The organism is Soonwooa sp. T0.1_25 (assembly GCF_057652215.1).
In genome coordinates, this window is sequence record NZ_JBYFBZ010000002.1 from 122,741 (window position 1) to 138,888 (window position 16,148).

Annotated in this window: 14 protein-coding genes and 1 tRNA gene; 6 read left to right on the top strand and 9 right to left on the bottom strand. The window is 34.4% G+C overall.

Annotation, left to right across the window (positions count from 1 at the left end; genetic code table 11):
* Positions 1-77: 77 nt before the first annotated feature.
* Both AC23MB_RS03735 and AC23MB_RS03740 read right to left on the bottom strand, forming a co-directional pair.
* Positions 78-527 carry a GAF domain-containing protein gene (locus AC23MB_RS03735; protein WP_487786538.1) on the bottom strand — a complete coding sequence of 150 codons (450 nt, stop codon included), beginning with the start codon at positions 525-527 and terminating at the stop codon, positions 78-80.
* A gap of 11 nt (positions 528-538) precedes the next feature.
* Entirely contained in the window at positions 539-1,966 is a 1,428-nt protein-coding gene (locus tag AC23MB_RS03740; RefSeq protein WP_487786539.1) for a TonB-dependent receptor, read from the bottom strand.
* A gap of 45 nt (positions 1,967-2,011) precedes the next feature.
* Here AC23MB_RS03740 and AC23MB_RS03745 point away from each other — a divergent pair, with 45 nt between their 5' ends.
* The 4 genes from AC23MB_RS03745 to AC23MB_RS03760 all read left to right on the top strand — a co-directional run bounded on the left by AC23MB_RS03745 (position 2,012) and on the right by AC23MB_RS03760 (position 6,025).
* Complete coding sequence (locus tag AC23MB_RS03745) at positions 2,012-2,776, top strand: MBL fold metallo-hydrolase (RefSeq protein WP_487786540.1); 765 nt, start codon at positions 2,012-2,014, stop codon at positions 2,774-2,776.
* A 106-nt stretch (positions 2,777-2,882) separates the two neighbouring features.
* Positions 2,883-2,962, top strand: a tRNA-Leu gene (locus AC23MB_RS03750).
* A 163-nt stretch (positions 2,963-3,125) separates the two neighbouring features.
* Positions 3,126-3,272, top strand: coding sequence for a hypothetical protein (locus AC23MB_RS03755; RefSeq protein ID WP_159447643.1), 147 nt, complete (start codon positions 3,126-3,128; stop codon positions 3,270-3,272).
* Positions 3,273-3,877: 605 nt separating this feature from the next.
* Positions 3,878-6,025 carry an endonuclease MutS2 gene (locus AC23MB_RS03760; RefSeq protein WP_487786541.1) on the top strand — a complete coding sequence of 716 codons (2,148 nt, stop codon included), beginning with the start codon at positions 3,878-3,880 and terminating at the stop codon, positions 6,023-6,025.
* Between the two features lie 206 nt (positions 6,026-6,231).
* Here the strand turns inward: AC23MB_RS03760 and AC23MB_RS03765 are convergent, their stop codons facing one another.
* Positions 6,232-7,368 carry a hypothetical protein gene (locus AC23MB_RS03765; RefSeq protein WP_487786542.1) on the bottom strand — a complete coding sequence of 379 codons (1,137 nt, stop codon included), beginning with the start codon at positions 7,366-7,368 and terminating at the stop codon, positions 6,232-6,234.
* Between the two features lie 306 nt (positions 7,369-7,674).
* Here AC23MB_RS03765 and AC23MB_RS03770 point away from each other — a divergent pair, with 306 nt between their 5' ends.
* On the top strand, positions 7,675-8,763 hold the full coding sequence (locus AC23MB_RS03770; protein ID WP_487786543.1) for a hypothetical protein: 1,089 nt from the start codon (positions 7,675-7,677) through the stop codon (positions 8,761-8,763).
* Between the two features lie 203 nt (positions 8,764-8,966).
* Here the strand turns inward: AC23MB_RS03770 and AC23MB_RS03775 are convergent, their stop codons facing one another.
* The 4 genes from AC23MB_RS03775 to AC23MB_RS03790 form a co-directional block, all read right to left on the bottom strand.
* On the bottom strand, positions 8,967-9,311 hold the full coding sequence (locus tag AC23MB_RS03775; protein WP_487786544.1) for a hypothetical protein: 345 nt from the start codon (positions 9,309-9,311) through the stop codon (positions 8,967-8,969).
* Between the two features lie 260 nt (positions 9,312-9,571).
* Positions 9,572-10,159 carry an HD domain-containing protein gene (locus tag AC23MB_RS03780; RefSeq protein WP_487786545.1) on the bottom strand — a complete coding sequence of 196 codons (588 nt, stop codon included), beginning with the start codon at positions 10,157-10,159 and terminating at the stop codon, positions 9,572-9,574.
* A gap of 15 nt (positions 10,160-10,174) precedes the next feature.
* Entirely contained in the window at positions 10,175-10,867 is a 693-nt protein-coding gene (pepE, locus tag AC23MB_RS03785) for a dipeptidase PepE (RefSeq protein WP_487786546.1), read from the bottom strand.
* A 416-nt stretch (positions 10,868-11,283) separates the two neighbouring features.
* On the bottom strand, positions 11,284-13,698 hold the full coding sequence (locus tag AC23MB_RS03790) for a TonB-dependent receptor plug domain-containing protein (protein ID WP_409508308.1): 2,415 nt from the start codon (positions 13,696-13,698) through the stop codon (positions 11,284-11,286).
* A gap of 363 nt (positions 13,699-14,061) precedes the next feature.
* Between AC23MB_RS03790 and AC23MB_RS03795 the strand changes: the two genes are divergently transcribed.
* Positions 14,062-14,295, top strand: coding sequence for a hypothetical protein (locus tag AC23MB_RS03795; RefSeq protein ID WP_487786547.1), 234 nt, complete (start codon positions 14,062-14,064; stop codon positions 14,293-14,295).
* Positions 14,296-14,463: 168 nt separating this feature from the next.
* On the opposite strand, the gene kdsA is transcribed toward AC23MB_RS03795, so the two are convergent.
* A complete protein-coding gene (gene kdsA, locus AC23MB_RS03800) occupies positions 14,464-15,273 on the bottom strand; it encodes a 3-deoxy-8-phosphooctulonate synthase (RefSeq protein ID WP_487786548.1) in 810 nt (269 codons plus the stop codon).
* On the bottom strand, positions 15,273-16,148 hold the full coding sequence (locus tag AC23MB_RS03805; protein WP_487786549.1) for a tetratricopeptide repeat protein: 876 nt from the start codon (positions 16,146-16,148) through the stop codon (positions 15,273-15,275). The genes kdsA and AC23MB_RS03805 overlap by 1 nt, the downstream gene beginning before the upstream one ends.

The following is a 16,148-nucleotide window of genomic DNA, read 5'->3' on the forward strand; positions in this document are numbered from 1 at the left end:
AATATTCTATAATTGCGTAAAACTTAGAAGTCTCGATATTGATGGCAATTTGTAAATCCATGCCTCAAAAATTATGATTAAATAATCTCGGCAACTTTCTCGCAAATCCATTGCAAAAGCTCTTCGTCGGCCTTTGTGAAAGGATCAATCTTGTGACTGTCGATGTCGATTTGGCCAATGTTTTTTCCGTCTTTAAAGATCGGAACAACGATTTCGGATTTTGTATCAATCGAACATGACAGATAATTGTCTTGCGCATGTACATCTGGAACCACGAAAATCTCTCCAGAAACGGCAACTTGCCCACAAATCCCTTTCCCAAACGGAATCACCGTATGATCAGTTTCTGCACCAACATAAGGTCCTAAAATCAACTCTTCTTTATCTCCATTTCTAAAATAGAAACCCGTCCAATTGTAATAGTCAATCTCTTGGTCAAGAAGTTGGCAGATTTTTAATAATTTAGAATTAACATCGGTATCTGGCGCATCTAGAATTAGGCTCGCACGTTTTTTTAATTCGTTCATTTTCAATAATATTAATCGATAAGACTTACCTCTTTGTAACCAAACATCCCACGATCTTTAATAATTTCGGCAACACCTTTCGGCAACTGCTCTTCCCAACCGCATTCGTGGCAATTGATTTTTTTGAGAACGTCTCTCGAATAGATTTCTAAAAACTGAGGATTGTAATCTTTGATGTCAACAATTCTCTTATTTAGTTTAAAATATTTGTAAAGTTCTTTTAGATTTGACTGGACTTTCAAGTTCTCGGAAGTTAGCAAATCGCCTGTTGTAGCATCTTTGTACGGATAAAGATACACGCGCATATCTTTTTTAAAAAACTTACCAAAAGCCTCCAAAATTCCACCTGATAGATTTTTGTAATACTCCTCATCAAAAACATCCAAAAGGTTGTTAACGCCCATCGCAACACCAATATTCTGATTGGTATAGGTTGAGAAATATTCCACCATTCTGTAATATTCTGAGAAGTTAGATATCATAATCGTATAACCTAACTTAGCCAAAACATCCACTCTATCTAGGAAGTCTCTTTCGTCGATATCGCCGTGTGCACGTAGATTTGCAATGGTAATTTCGAAAAGAACTTGCGTATCTTCATTAGTACAGCCCACGTCTTTCAAGAACATATCGAGTCCATTGACAAACATATCGATGTTCACTTTTGTAACTGGTCTAAAGCTTCCTCTAACCGCGAAAATATTTTTCTTATAAAGAATATCTGCTGGCAGCATATTGTTACCTTCAGAATTAAAAATAACAGCATCGGTCATGCCTTTTTTCACCAATTGCAAACTCATCAATCGATTATCAACATATTCGAAACATGGACCATTAAAGTCAATCATATCGATTTCCACACGGTCTGTCGACAATTCATCATAAAGGGAATCGATTAATCTTCTTGGGTTATCTGCATAATAAAACGCACCGTATATCAAGTTAACGCCCAAAGCACCCAAAGTCTCTTGTTGCAAAGTTGCGTCATTGTCATTGAATTTGACATGTATAACAATCTCGTTATAATTTTCATTTTCTGACAATTGATAACGAATCCCCACCCAACCATGACCTTTCATGGTTTTATCAAAATTGATGGTTGTTACAGTATTAGCATAGGAAAAGAATTTTTTCCCTGGATTGTTGTCTCGAGAAATACGTTCTTCCACCAAGCCAACTTCATAGCGAAGCATCTTGCGAAGACGATTTTGGGTTACGTAGCGGTTTTTAGTTTCTTTTCCATAAATAGCATCACTAAAGTCTTTATCGTAAGCCGACATGGCTTTTGCGATTGTTTGTGATGCCGCCCCAGCACGGAAAAAATATCTTACTGTCTCTTGTCCCGCTCCAATTTCCGCAAAAGTTCCGTAAATTGAACTATCTAAATTAATTGCTAAAGCTTTTTGTTTTGGTGTTAATTTTTGATGAATAACAGACATGTAGAATTTTTTGTAAATTTACCAAAATAAATCCAAATCTAACGAATGCGGCTTAAATTTTTAGGCACCGGAACTTCCCAAGGAATCCCTATTATAGGCAGTCACCATCCTGTCTGTTTATCAACAAATCCCAAGGACAAACGCCTTCGCGCGTCGGTTATTATCACACTTGATAATGACAAAAAAATCCTTATTGATTGTGGTCCAGATTTTCGTCAACAGATGCTTGCGAATCACGAAGAACAAGTGGACGCGGTACTCATCACGCACGAACATAATGATCATGTAATCGGGTTGGATGATTTACGCCCTCTCATTTTTAAAAACAAAATGGAAATGCCACTCTACTGTCAAGAGCGCGTTGGTAAAGAGATTAAATTCCGTTTTCCGTATGCCTTTGCTGAAGAAAAGTATCCTGGTTCGCCATCGTTCATGATAGAAAGAGCAACAGAGCATTTCGAAGTCTTTGGAGAAGACATTACAAGTATTGATGTAATGCATTCTGCATTGCCAATTTTGGGCTACAAACTTAGAAATATGGCTTATGTAACAGATGCTAATCACATTTCTGATACCGAGAAAGAAAAACTCAAAAATCTTGATTTTTTCATTATCAACTGTCTTCGTAAGGAACAGCCGCATCATTCGCACTTTATACTTCCTGAAGTTTTAGAATTAGTGAAAGAATTAAAACCAAAAATGACCTACTTGACACATATTTCTCATCTGTTAGGTTTTCATGATGATTTGGTAGCCGAACTTCCATCACATATTCAGCCTGCTTATGATGGTTTGGAAATAGAATTTTAAATTTTTGAAATTGATTTTCAAATAAATAGAATTTCCAAATTAAAAAAACAATGAAAACATTTTTACTAAAACGAAATATTTGTATATTTGCACACCTCAATACAACGCTCGGATGGCGGAATTGGTAGACGCGCACGACTCAAACTCGTGTTCCTAGGAGTGTGGGTTCGATTCCCACTCCGAGTACTAAAAGCAAGCATTTTTAATGTTTGCTTTTTTTTGTTTTTACACTCAAAACTTTTTTACAAGTTCTTAATTAAAATATTTTAAAACTTATTCGTTTATTTAAAACAAATACAAAATAAGAATGATTTTTGCATCAATATTTAGTACATCAAAACTTTATATTATGAAAAATCTAAAAAATAAACCTCCAATATTTGTTATTGTTTTGTTTGTAGTTATTGTATTAATGATAATTGGATACTTTGCGATAGCCGCACTTTTCCCAGATATCTTTAACAACCTTAACGAAACCAATCAAATCAACAAATAAATTACAAAGCCTATTTTTAAACAAATGGGCTTTTTTATTTTTAAAATGTGAGATTAGAAATAGACACTAGTTTTACACCTATTCATTTTGCCGATGTCATTGATTTCATTATGAAAATTCAATTCTATTAATTACAATTTTTCTCATCAAAACAGAGTTCCCAAACCTTGATTTTTGTCACTCAAAAGTCCTATTCATCGACTAATGAATACTTTTTCTTCAATTAACATCCATATTTCTTTGTACTTCTATACACAATCATTTAAGACATATTAAAAAAATGGCTTTTTAGGAATGGCGGCTGTTACCAACGGCCGATTTAACCAAAATACTACAGGTTGAACAAGTCCTTCAGTCTACGCAAAAATTAGTTATGACAAGCAAGTTAACAATGATCTGAGAGTTCGTTTAACAGGTTCGGTTTACAATGCAGCGCAAACACATAGTTTATATTTCTATGACGGTGACAGAGCTGGTTCTCGATATTATTATGTGATGGAAAATGCAGCAGTTACATCTTCTGCTAACTTTGATTTACAAACTGCCACCTAATACCTGAAACCTATTACATAATATCTATCACTTCAATTTCTTATCTTTGTCGTGTGCAAGTCAGTCAAGAAAATTTACAAGAATTAGAGTTTCCGCGCTTGTTGGCCGAAATCGCGCCACTCGCCTACTCTCCCAAAATATCCGAAAAAATCCTCGAGCTTCAACCAATGTCTATTGATGAAGCCGAATTATCATTAAAAAAAACATCCGAATTCCTAAGTTCTTACGAAAGCGAAAATGCTATTCCTTTTGATGAGTATGAAGACATCGAAGATGCGTTAAAGGTCATGCACATCGAGAATTATCGACTAGAAAACCATGCTTTTGTCAAGATTAAAAACCTAACAGAGCAAGTTGGCAAGCTTCAAAATTACTTTCCAAAGTTGATAGAAGTTTTCCCAAATCTTAATAATGATGTTAAAGATTTAGACTTTAGAAAAGAAATCATTGATAAAATAGCAAAAGTTTTTAATCGTTTTGGAGAAGTTAAAAGTGATGCATCTTCGGATTTAAAAACAATTCGAGGCGAAATTCAACATGCCAGAAAAGCCATTCAGGAGAATTTTAATCGCGCATTATCTTCGCTTGCGCAAGGTGATTTTTTGGATGATATTCGTGAAAGTATTATCGATGACCAACGCGTTTTGGCTGTTAAATCTGGTTACAAAAAAAGAGTTGCTGGCCGGACATTAGGTGTTTCCAAAACAGGATCTATCACTTATATTCAGCCAGAAAGTGTGATTAAACATCAATTTCGTCTTCGAGAAAATGAAGAAGAAGAAAAAAAAGAAATTGACAGAATTCTTCGAAAACTAACCGCCGAACTTACGGAGTTTCAGCCGCAACTAGAGGATTATCAAAATTACATTTTTGACCTCGACATCATCCGAGCAAAAGCTAGATTTGCAAAAATGATTAATGGCGTTTTACCAAAAATTAATCGTCACAAAAGCTTAAAACTGATTAACGCTTTCCATCCCTTACTTTGGTTAAGAAACAAAGCCGAAAACAAAGAGATTTTTTCGCAGACGTTAGAACTTTCTGAGAAGAATCGCATCATCTGTATTTCTGGCCCAAATGCTGGCGGAAAATCTATTACGTTAAAAACTTTAGGATTGCTTCAATTGATGATTCAGACGGGGATTTTGGTTCCTGTCCATCCAAAGTCGGAGATGTTTTTCTTTGATAAATTAATGACAGACATCGGCGATAACCAATCGATTGAAAATCATCTTTCTACCTACTCTTCTCGACTCAAAAAAATGGCAAGCATCATTCGTGAGGCCAACGACAATACGTTATTGCTAATCGACGAATTTGGGACAGGATCTGATCCAGAATTGGGAGGTGCTTTGGCGGAAGCTTTTCTAGAATTTTTCTACGAAAAAGGAAGTTATGCGATTATCACAACGCATTACACCAATATAAAATTGGTTGTGGAGCAACTTCCACATGCTATGAATGCGGCAATGCTTTTCGATGAAGAAACTTTGGAGCCGATGTACAAGTTAGAAATCGGTCAGGCAGGAAGTTCGTTTACTTTTGAAGTTGCTGAGAAAAATAGAATTCCGAGATTCATCATTCATAATGCAAAAAAGAAAGTTGAGCACGACATCGTTAATCTTGACAAAACAATTGTAAAACTTCAACAGGAAAAATACGAAGTCGAAAAACTAAAATCTGACCTTACTACACGAAAAGAATCCGTCGAAGACAAACGTGATAATCTTCACAAACTGAATGAACAATTGCAACAAAAGTTGTTTAATTTTCAGAAATTGTATGAAGACGAGCATCGCAAATTGCAATTCGGAAACAAAGTCGAAGCCTTTATAGACAGCTATACCAAAGGAAAATCGCGTAAAGATGTTGTTAAAGATTTTGTTAAACTTTTGGAACAAGAAAAATTCCGAAAAGTTGGTGCAGACAAAGATGAATCCAAACGTCTACAAGTTGTAAAACGTAAAATTACACAACAACTGAAGAAAGAAGAAGTCATCGAAAAAATTGCCGAAACCAATGAAAAAATCCAAGAAAAACGTCAAAAAGAACGCGCACTTTGGTTGAAAATTGGGCAACGTGTTCGCATCTCCGGAAGTACCAGCGTCGGTACGATCGAAATGATTAACAAGAATAAAATCACTGTTAATTACGGAACTTTCAAAACGGTGATTAGTGCGGACGAGCTGGAGAGGATTTGAGGTTTTTAAAAAGCTAAAGATAAAGCAGTTTTGTTATCATATTTTAATTAAAAAGTTAAAGTTTAAGATGAGTATCCATTATTAAGCGTAACGGAAAATTTTAACATAGCTTTTGTCATTCAGACGAAGGAAGAATCACACTCTCCGATCCTTCGCTTTGCTCTGACTGACAGTGCTTTATATTTAAAACTTCAAACAATCATTAATCACTTCGAAAAATGTCGAAACATCTCTAAATAAAAATAAGCCATTTCTTTAGAATGTCGATCATTAACCCAGCTGGAAATATTCTTCGTAGCTAAAAGCACTTCTTTATTTTGGATTTTAGTTTTCAAAATGGCAGCATAAGCGACTTGGTCAAAAACGTCCGTCAATTCTAAAATCATGGCGTCCGCATCCGAATATTCGACTTTATAATTTTTATACTTTGCAAAAGAGGATTCAGAATTTGGGAAGAGATTATCGTCGATATCTTTTATCTTTTTAGAATAATAATTTTGAAGCGTAATCCACGATTTTTTAGCATCTGTCGAAATTGGCATCACTTCGATCGACATTAATTTTAATTTCGAAAACTGCTTTTCTTTAGCAGATTCTAAACTTTTTGTGAGTTCGGATTTTGTTTCTTTAATCGTTTCTAAATCGAGACTATTCAAGCTTTTTTCATAAGCTTCCCAATCTTTTGACAATGAGGCTGGCGCAGATTTAAAAAAATTTTTAGCCAAAGACAATTGACTAATCGCAAGCTCTAATTTTTGAGGAATGTCTAGGTCAAACGAAAAATGATCATTCGATGAAAAGAATATAGCAAAGGCTTTTTTTTCTTTTAAATATTTAAAATAAATACTGTTAACCGAACCTCCGTCGCGGTAGACAATACTCTCGTTATCAGAATAATAAACTACATCAACATCTTTTAATTGTTCTTTAACCTTTGCAATCGTCACCGCATCTTGCTTGTCTGTCCACACAAGATTCATCGCACCTTGATCGAGATTATTAAATTTATACGCTAACTCATCTTCGAAACCAAAGCTAAAGAAATTATTGCTTTCACTATTCAATTCTAGATCGCCAAGTTGCCATAAAAACAGAGATTCTGCACGGTTTTTGGCTTTCATTTTAATATTAAAAGCGAGGCTAAATTTATCCTTGTCAAACGTCACAGTTTTTTCAACTTTCTTCGACTGAAGCATTTTCGCGATCTCTTCTTGCGACGGAATTTTTTCTGATGTGGTTGTTGTTTTTACAATTTTTTCGCTTGATGATGTTGGCTTTTGTGCTTTGTCAGAGCAAGAACTTAGGAGACAAATTGTTAGAAAACATACTCGGAATAATTTCATTTTTAGTGTTTTACTTTTTCCTTTTTTAAATATAAAAAAAATCAACTGCTCTAACTTAAAAATTTTACAATAAAAATGAAAAGATTTAAAAAAAATTGATTCGACATTCTAAAAACTAGAAATATATTTTTATTTTTAAACAAATTACAATATGAAAAAACGCCTTTGCATCAGCTGCTTTGGCTTTTGTACATTTGGTTAGCATATTATTTTCTTTACAAATCTTATTTTTAGGAAGTAATTAACACGATTTAAAAAAAAGAAAGACATCAACACGAATCCCAATTTTAATTTTAAACGAAATAAATGAAAACAATAAGATTTTTGAGCTTTACTTTACTACTATTTGTCAATACTTTAGCATGGGCCAACATGGCGAAACCGACTGTGGATGGATCAAGTGGTTCGACATTATTAGGAAGTAAAGATTGTGATGTCATTAGCGAAAGGATAGATATCACCGCGATTGCAAAGTACAATGAGTATCAGTTGTTTGATTTGCATTACAAAGTTTCTTACAAAATAAAAAGCTCAAAAACCGCGAATCTGCCTTTGCTTTTTATTGGTAATGGACTTACAAGGCCTGACTACATTATGGTAAATGCTAAAAAAGTAAACTACCAATCATCTAACAAAAATTCGATTGAAAAGTTTCCATTTCTTAAACCTGCTGATGATCTTGGTAACGAAAAAAAAGTGAGCTTCGATGGTGAGACAGATTATACAATCCCTGTAAATGGAAATCTATATTTCGAAGCGCCGTTGGTAGAAGGTGAAAACACCATCACTTTAGAATATATCGGAAGCCCAGAATATAATGTCTATGGTATTTTGCGCGAATTTAAAATTGAATACGCACTTTATCCGTCAAAATATTGGAAATCTTTTGGTCCTATTACCGTCTTTTTGCATCTGACACCTGATACTGAAATAAGATCAACCAATATCGGAAGTGCAAAAAGATTGGAAAATAATGACTACCAAATCAACATCGACCATCTAACCCACGACAATCTTGAAATTGTATATTCTAAAAAAATATCCTTCTTTGCAAAGTTTTTGATAATGATTGATCCACTAGGTATTGCTTCCATTTTCTTAGTAATAATGGCTTATTTCCATTATCGTTGGGTTGTAAAACTTCGAAAAAAACGACCTAACAAATTCAATTATAGTGTTTTATTAGGAAGTCTTATTATTTCGATTTTATATTCTTTAATCTACATTTTCAGTTTTGATTTTATCGATTGGCTGACTGACGAAAAAGGATTGAAACATGGTTACATTGTCCTTGGCATATTCATTATGACTCCCTTCGCATTTTTATTCGAAATCATTTTCTCATGGTATATCGATTTTAGAACTAAGAAAAAACTTATTAAACAAGAAGAATAAAATACTTAAAAAAACCACAAATTTTACTTTGTGGTTTTATAATTCAAGCTGTTCCCCATTTTTTCATATTCGATGTCGTTGGGTTTCCAAAGCTCAATTTTGTTACCTTCGATATCCATAATATGTACGAATTTTCCGTAATCGTAGGTTTCAATTTTATCTAGAATGCTAACATTTTCTTGTTTAAGAACTTCGACTAATTTTTAAAGATTTTGTACACGATAATTAATCATAAATTCTTTTTCTGATGGTTGAAAATACTTAATTTTTTCATTAAAAGGACTCCATTGCGTAAAGCCTTTTTTAGAATTGTCTGCGCCTTGATACCACTCGAACACCGAGCCATAATCGTTGACACTAAGTCCCAGATGATCGCTGTACCTTTGTCGAAGCGCCTTTGGATCTTTAGCTTTAAAGAAAATCCCGCCAATGCCTGTAACACGTTTCAGATTTTTATCAGACTTCCAGCTTGTATCGGTTAAAGTTTTAAAACCAAAACCCAAGAAAAATGCCGCCAAAATAGAAAGTGCAAATAATATTTTTTTCATATTTAAATTTAGAATTAAATCAAATTTAAAACAAAATACTTAATACGTGGTACAATTATTAAATGTGATCCTCATACATTTAGTAAAAAAATAAATTAGAATTAACATTAACTAAATTTGAAAAAGAGATAAAATTTCCAATTCATTAGAATTGTGTCACTTGAAATATGATGTCTAAGTATTTATAATTATTAAACTTTTAAACCATAAAAAAAACGCAAAGCCAAAGCTTTACGTTTTTTATTCTAACCGAGATAATTTTATTTCAATCGTCCTTCAGCAATATTTTTTTCAATAAGAACATCGAAAACTTCGCCCATTTCGTCCGACGAGCGCTTCACCGCATTTTCGATAATTTTGCGTGCTTGCTCCGAGGTAACACCAGCTTCTGTCCAGCTTTTTCCTTCTGTATAAGAATTTAAGATGAATGGCATAATACGATCGATAGAACAAGCAAAAATAGCATCAGGTGTTTTCTCTTCTTCAAACTCAATCCAAAGCTGATAAAATTCTTCGGCTAGATCTTCATTAAGAATCCCGAATATCTTGCGTGCTGCAATTTTTTCACGCTCGAATTTTCCTTCCATTAAAGCTTCATCGAAAATAAAAGTATCTCCCGCATGAATTTCAACCAAATCATGGATCGACAACATCCTGATCACGCGTAACAAATCAATTTGTTCTTTGTGTTTGGCGTAAGGATGAAGGATCTGCGCCAAAATGATAATCTGCCAGCTATGTTCAGCGGTGTTTTCGCGACGACTGTCGTCAGCATTATAGTTTCTTCGATTAACATTTTTTAGCGCATCAACCGCCAATATAAAGTCTATTTCTTTCTGTAATTTCATTTTTATTATTTGTAATTATAACTCGCTTCCCGATTCGATTTCGTAAGGTTCTTTGCCTTGCTCGAATATTCGGGTTAGTTGTGAGCCTTCAACCGTAATTTTGTTGTCAATTCTTCTGATCCAGTTTCCTTCTCGTAGTCCAATAACTTTAAGATCGTTCTGCGTCAGAAATTCTAAAATTCTTGTTTCGCGGGTTTCGCCATTGTGGTGCAAATCTGGATTAGGATCCAAATAATGTGGATTAATATTAAATGGAACCAATCCCATACAATCGAAACTTGGCGGATTCACAATCGGCATATCATTAGTGGTTTTCATATTAACACCACCGATATTGCTTCCTGCGCTGCAACCTAAATAAGCTTTCCCTGATTCTACATTTTGTTTTAAAACTGACATCAAATGTTCTTCGTGTAATGTCTTTACCAATAGAAAAGTATTTCCGCCTCCTGTGAAGTAAGCTTTTGCTTGATTAATGGCTTCGGCTTTATTTTCGAATTCATGAAGTCCTCTGACTTTTTTACCAATTGTCGAAAAAAAACTTACAGCTTTCGCAGTATATTCTTCATGCGAAATTCCTCCTGGACGTGCAAATGGGATAAATAAAATCTCGTCAACGTCGGCGAAAAGTTTTTCTAATTGTGGTTTTAAGTATTCTAAATATTGTCCTCCAAATAATGTGGAAGTCGATGCTAATATTATATTCATTTTTATTGTTTTAGTTTTTGGCTTATGGCTTATGGCTTATGGCTTATGGCAAAATTAATTCCTAATTCCTAATTCCTAATTCCTAACTCCTAACTCCTAATTCCTAATTCCTAATTCCTAATTCCTAATTCCTAATTCCTAATTCCTAATTCCTAATTTATACACAAATTTCGGGATTCTGATTTGGATGAAGAAATTTTCTTATTATCACTTTCTGTGAGGGATGGCAGCGGCATCCTTGCGGGCGAGTGAGGCGGCGGAGCGCAGCGGAGCCGTCCGAGGGAGTCCGTCAAGATATAGCGAACAGCCCGACCCAAGCGAGGAACTATAGGCGCAGCGTAGCAAGCGCCGAAAGTTAGCGAGCGAAGGGACACAGCCTAAAACAAAAATGCTTCGCAAAATTGCGAAGCATTTTTTTATAGTTTAAACTCTAATTTCACATTAAAAAATCGTCCTGTTAATCGAACCGGAACTGGATAATAAGCCGTGCTGTTAACATCATTCACCCATTGATTTGCAACCGTATTATTGATATTAAATGCATTGAAAATTTGTACACCTAAAGTCAATTCTCGGAAGTTACCCCAGAATCCGCCCGTTACTTTGTTGTCCTTTTGATCAATAAACACTTTAGAAAGTCCAATATCTACACGCTTGTAAGCCGGAAGAGTTTTTTGGAAAGTATAAGCCGCAGTATAATCTGGCTGTCCATTGCTATCGAACATAACCGGCGTACCAGACGGCAATCCGCTTGCATAAGTTAAGGTCAAGTTAACGCGCATACTCGGGAACTTCGGCATGTAATCCTGATAGAACAACGAAAATCTAAATCTTTGATCGGTTGGTCTTGGGATATAACCTTTGTTTTCAATATTTTCGTAAACGCGAGCATAACTTGCAGAAATCCAAGAATCTACACCCGGAACAAATTCACCAAACAATCTTGTATCCAAACCATAAGCATAACCTTCTGCATTATTTTTACCAGAATAACGAATTCTAACATTATCCAAGTAATAGGGAATTAAGTTATCAAACTTCTTATAATAGGCTTCCGTTGTTAATTTAAACGGTTTCGAATTTTTTGCATTTCCGATACGGAATTCATAATCGTTGCTTAAGATAATTTGGTAAGAACGTTGTGCTTTGATGTTTGGGTTAAAATCGCCACTAAGATCTTTAATCTCTTTATAAAAAGGCGCTTGATAGTAGACACCACCCGTCAACTTGAATAACATATCCATATCCCAATCAGGTTTAATAGCAAACTGAGCTCTTGGACTGACCAAAGTTTCTTTATTAAAACTCCAGTTTTGTACTCGCACACCAGCATTCACAAAAACTTTGTTATCACCCCAATTGAATTTTTGAGAATATTGAGCATAAGCTGATAATCTCGTGGCGTCGATATCATTAACACCAGCCATGTGGTATTTTAACTTTAAGGCAGAAGCATCAAGATTTCCTGGAAGGATAAAATCTCTTGGCGTACTGTAACCTAAAGAATCTACCAATTGCCATTCGTTAGTATTATCTTGTAGTTTTTCTTTTTCCACTTTAACACCAACTTCGAAGTCAGTATTTACATTAGGAGAAAAACGTGCTCTTGCTTGTGCGCCCATCGTACGAACTTTAAGGTCGTTACGAGCATGGTCGATTTGTCCACCAGCATCGTAAGTCGCTTCTGGATCGCCCGTTTCGGGGTTAAAAGCCTGCAACATATAACCAGAAGCAATACTATAATATTCGCGCTCACGGTTTTGGTAAGCAAAAGCATCAACGCCAAGGTTCCATTGTTTGGTTGGTTTGTAGTTAAGGCTTAATGTCCCCATCATGTTTTTGTACTGATCGTCTTCCTTACCATTATAACCCACAGTCAAACGAATTGGCTGTAATAATGATCCAAACTCAACTTCTTTTTGTTTTGGAATCATTTCGTAATCATTTTTCGAAAAATATCCTAAAAACGATAACTTTAGTTTATCATTAAAATCATAGTTGATATATGACTGAAAGTCCATATACTGAGGATTAAAGTCTGTATCTTCATTAAGTGTATTTAATACCAAATTCGTATTACGATATCTTCCACTTATTAAAGCTGACAATTTTTTATCCTTAGTTGTTCCACCTAAAGTTAAACGGCCACCGATAAGAGAAGCTTCACCAGAAAGTTCCAATTCTCGAGGTTGTCTATAGTAGATGTTAAGCACAGACGACATTTTGTCACCATAACGTGCTTCGAAACCTCCCGCCGAAACGTTAAGTGAGCCCACCATATCTGGGTTAATGATACTCATCCCTTCTTGCAAAGAATTTCTAACTAAGAATGGACGATAGATTTCTATGTCATTAATGTAAATTAAGTTTTCGTCATAATTACCACCGCGCACCATATACTGCGAACTAAGTTCGGTATTGGAGTTAAATTGCGGCAGCGTCTTGATCAAACCTTCCACACCACCAGAAAGTGAAGCGACAATTTGTGCTTCTCTTGGCGAAATCTCAACAGAACTAAGGTCATTGGATTTGGGTTTAATTTTCTTTTGGAAAACAACTTCTTTAATCTCATTAACCTTTGTAACAGGTATAAACAAGACATTAAGATTCTGCGTTTTTGGCGTTAGAGGAATTTGTTTAGTAAAAGATTTGAAATCTTCTTTTTCCACCGATAAGCTTGTAACTTCTGTTCCTAAAGGGATTTTAATAAAACCTTTATTGTCGGTTTGGTATTCTTGATTGTTATATGTCACTTTTGCTTGCCCCACTGCATTACCATCTTCGTCTAATACTTTTAAGTTAATTTGAGAGAAAACAGCCAAAGGCGTCATCAAAAGAAATAAGGAAATAAAATTTTTCAATGCTTCGTTTTTTTTGCCGTTAAATATACGATTAATGTTGATTATCTAAAGTCTAAAAACGTTGAAATCTGTAAAAAGATTGTCTAAGTTTCTTCTTTTTATTTATTTAATTTAGCAAAAACAAAATTATTTTCAGACTACTAAATTGCGATGGGTTAATCAGAAATATTTGCTTCCGCAATTGACAGGAAAAAAAATGATATTCACGATTTGACAGAGAATAACTCTGATGAAAAAACCGTGAAACTTATTTTTAGGTTTTTCATCCTGTTATTTGTTATTTTAATTATATATCTCGTGGTTACAAATAATACATCTACAATTAATAAATTGTTGTCTATAGAACAATATGCTAAAGTTAATCGGATATATAACAATGAAAAAGAACACAACTCTCGCTATGTTGAATACAGTGATGGGAAGAAAAAGCTGCTAGAATACAATTATAAAATTGGAGATTCAATTTCTAAACGAAAAGGAGATTCGATAGAATATATTTTCAGAGGAGATACAATTTTAAAAAACAATCTTTTAGAAAAAGCGCGACAAGAAAAATTAATCAAATAATTATCTAACATGATAATTTTTAATTATTTTTTAATCACAAAAAACTATGTACAAAATACAAATAACCTAGCTTTGTTATATTAAAAAATCATTCAGATTTTTAATTGTTGTAAAATTTTTTCCACTAAAACAAAAGGAGCTTGATATTATCAAACTCCTTTTTTATTTTTAAATAATCGCTTCTCGTACGCGTGTCAATTTTTGCATAAGATCTTCTAATCTGTCTAACCTTAGCATATTTGCGCCGTCGGATAGCGCCGTTTCTGGTGTTGGATGCGTCTCAATAAACAATCCATCGGCGCCCACAGCAATACCAGCTTTCGCAATCGTCTCAATGAGTTCTGGTCGTCCACCTGTAACACCCGAGTTTTGGTTAGGTTGCTGCAAAGAATGCGTTACATCCAAAATAACTGGCGCATATTGTTGCATGGTCGGGATTCCACGGTAATCAACAATCAAATCTGTGTATCCAAAAGAATTCCCTCTTTCGATGATCGCCACTTTTTGGTTGTGAGAATCTGTCACTTTCTGAACCGCAAATTGCATCGCTTCTGGTGATAAAAATTGTCCTTTCTTAAGTGTTACACATTTTCCAGTTTTCGCAGCAGCAACCAAAAGATCGGTCTGACGAACCAAAAATGCTGGAATCTGCAACACGTCAACATATTGCGCTGCCAAAGCTGCATGCTCGTTTTCGTGGATATCGGTTGTTGTCGGAATGTTAAATGTTTCGCCAACCTTTTTAAGAATTTCTAGAGATTTTTCTTCACCAATTGTTGTGAAAGAGTCTACTCTACTACGATTCGCTTTTTTAAAACTTCCTTTAAAAATGTAAGGAATATTGTACTTATCAGTGATTTCAATCACTTTTTCTGCAATACGCAGCGCCATATCTTCACCTTCGATAATACAAGGTCCAGCAATTAAAAAGAAGTTTTTGGAATCTTTGTGCTTTATGTTTTCTAAATATTGTATCATTATTTTTTCTGATTTTCTTTTTCTTTTATAATTGAAGTAATCGTGTCTATGTTTTTTTGAAACTTGGATGCATTTGGTTGTAAACTTAGTTTTGCCAACCATTTTTTTGCAACATCTAATTTATCAAAATGTGCGCTATAAACCCCAATATTCAAATAGCATTCTGACTTTGCAAAATCATTACTAAACTTATTTTCGTTTGCTACCATAAAGTCCTCAGCTTCTGTAATCTTTTTTTGATTAACCAATGCATAAACATATTCCTTCTTCAAATTGTCATTATCCTTTTTTAATTTTATCGCTTCATCTGTAATTTTTTCTGCATTTTGAAAATCTTTCAAAGCGTTGTAAGCAAAGGCTAATTCGAAATATAAATCCTGACTTCTAAAATTTTTATCATATAATGATTTCAATCTTGGCAAAGCAAGTTGAGGAGCGCCACCACCATTCAGCATACTCGCTCTTTTTAAAAGTTGTTCATTGGTTGGTGGATTATTAGAATAGTAAGTTGCAAGCCAATCAGGAGGATTTTGCAATTTTAACTCTTCAATAGTTTTTGAATTAAGCTTTGCAAGTTTTAACCCAAAATTTCCGACGCGTGAAACATGCATCGATTTCTTAAACTCTTCAGGAACTGAAAATGATAATTTATTATTAAGCACCTTCAACTCACCAATTGCACGGAAAGAATATCCAGCCATACCATCAAAATAAATATATCCTAGCATATATTCTTGTTGAGAAGAATCTTTGTTCGGGAGTATCACATAACTAGGCTCGGCATCGGGCACATTCGTTACAAATTCAAATTTTTGTACTTGCGAAAACATGGAAATACCTATAAAAACTAAAGCTCCGATGAAATTTTTTTTCAT

Bases quoted from the DNA above. Each gene is read 5' to 3' on its own strand.
- AC23MB_RS03740 (WP_487786539.1), bottom strand. From the start codon at position 1,966: ATGTCTGTTATTCATCAAAAATTAACACCAAAACAAAAAGCTTTAGCA.
- pepE (WP_487786546.1), bottom strand. From the start codon at position 10,867: ATGAATATAATATTAGCATCGACTTCCACATTATTTGGAGGACAATAT.
- AC23MB_RS03745 (WP_487786540.1), top strand. From the start codon at position 2,012: ATGCGGCTTAAATTTTTAGGCACCGGAACTTCCCAAGGAATCCCTATT.
- AC23MB_RS03790 (WP_409508308.1), bottom strand. From the start codon at position 13,698: ATGACGCCTTTGGCTGTTTTCTCTCAAATTAACTTAAAAGTATTAGAC.
- AC23MB_RS03770 (WP_487786543.1), top strand. From the start codon at position 7,675: ATGAAAACAATAAGATTTTTGAGCTTTACTTTACTACTATTTGTCAAT.
- AC23MB_RS03765 (WP_487786542.1), bottom strand. From the start codon at position 7,368: ATGAAATTATTCCGAGTATGTTTTCTAACAATTTGTCTCCTAAGTTCT.
- AC23MB_RS03805 (WP_487786549.1), bottom strand. From the start codon at position 16,148: ATGAAAAAAAATTTCATCGGAGCTTTAGTTTTTATAGGTATTTCCATG.
- AC23MB_RS03755 (WP_159447643.1), top strand. From the start codon at position 3,126: ATGAAAAATCTAAAAAATAAACCTCCAATATTTGTTATTGTTTTGTTT.
- AC23MB_RS03735 (WP_487786538.1), bottom strand. From the start codon at position 527: ATGAACGAATTAAAAAAACGTGCGAGCCTAATTCTAGATGCGCCAGAT.
- kdsA (WP_487786548.1), bottom strand. From the start codon at position 15,273: ATGATACAATATTTAGAAAACATAAAGCACAAAGATTCCAAAAACTTC.
- AC23MB_RS03780 (WP_487786545.1), bottom strand. From the start codon at position 10,159: ATGAAATTACAGAAAGAAATAGACTTTATATTGGCGGTTGATGCGCTA.
- AC23MB_RS03775 (WP_487786544.1), bottom strand. From the start codon at position 9,311: ATGAAAAAAATATTATTTGCACTTTCTATTTTGGCGGCATTTTTCTTG.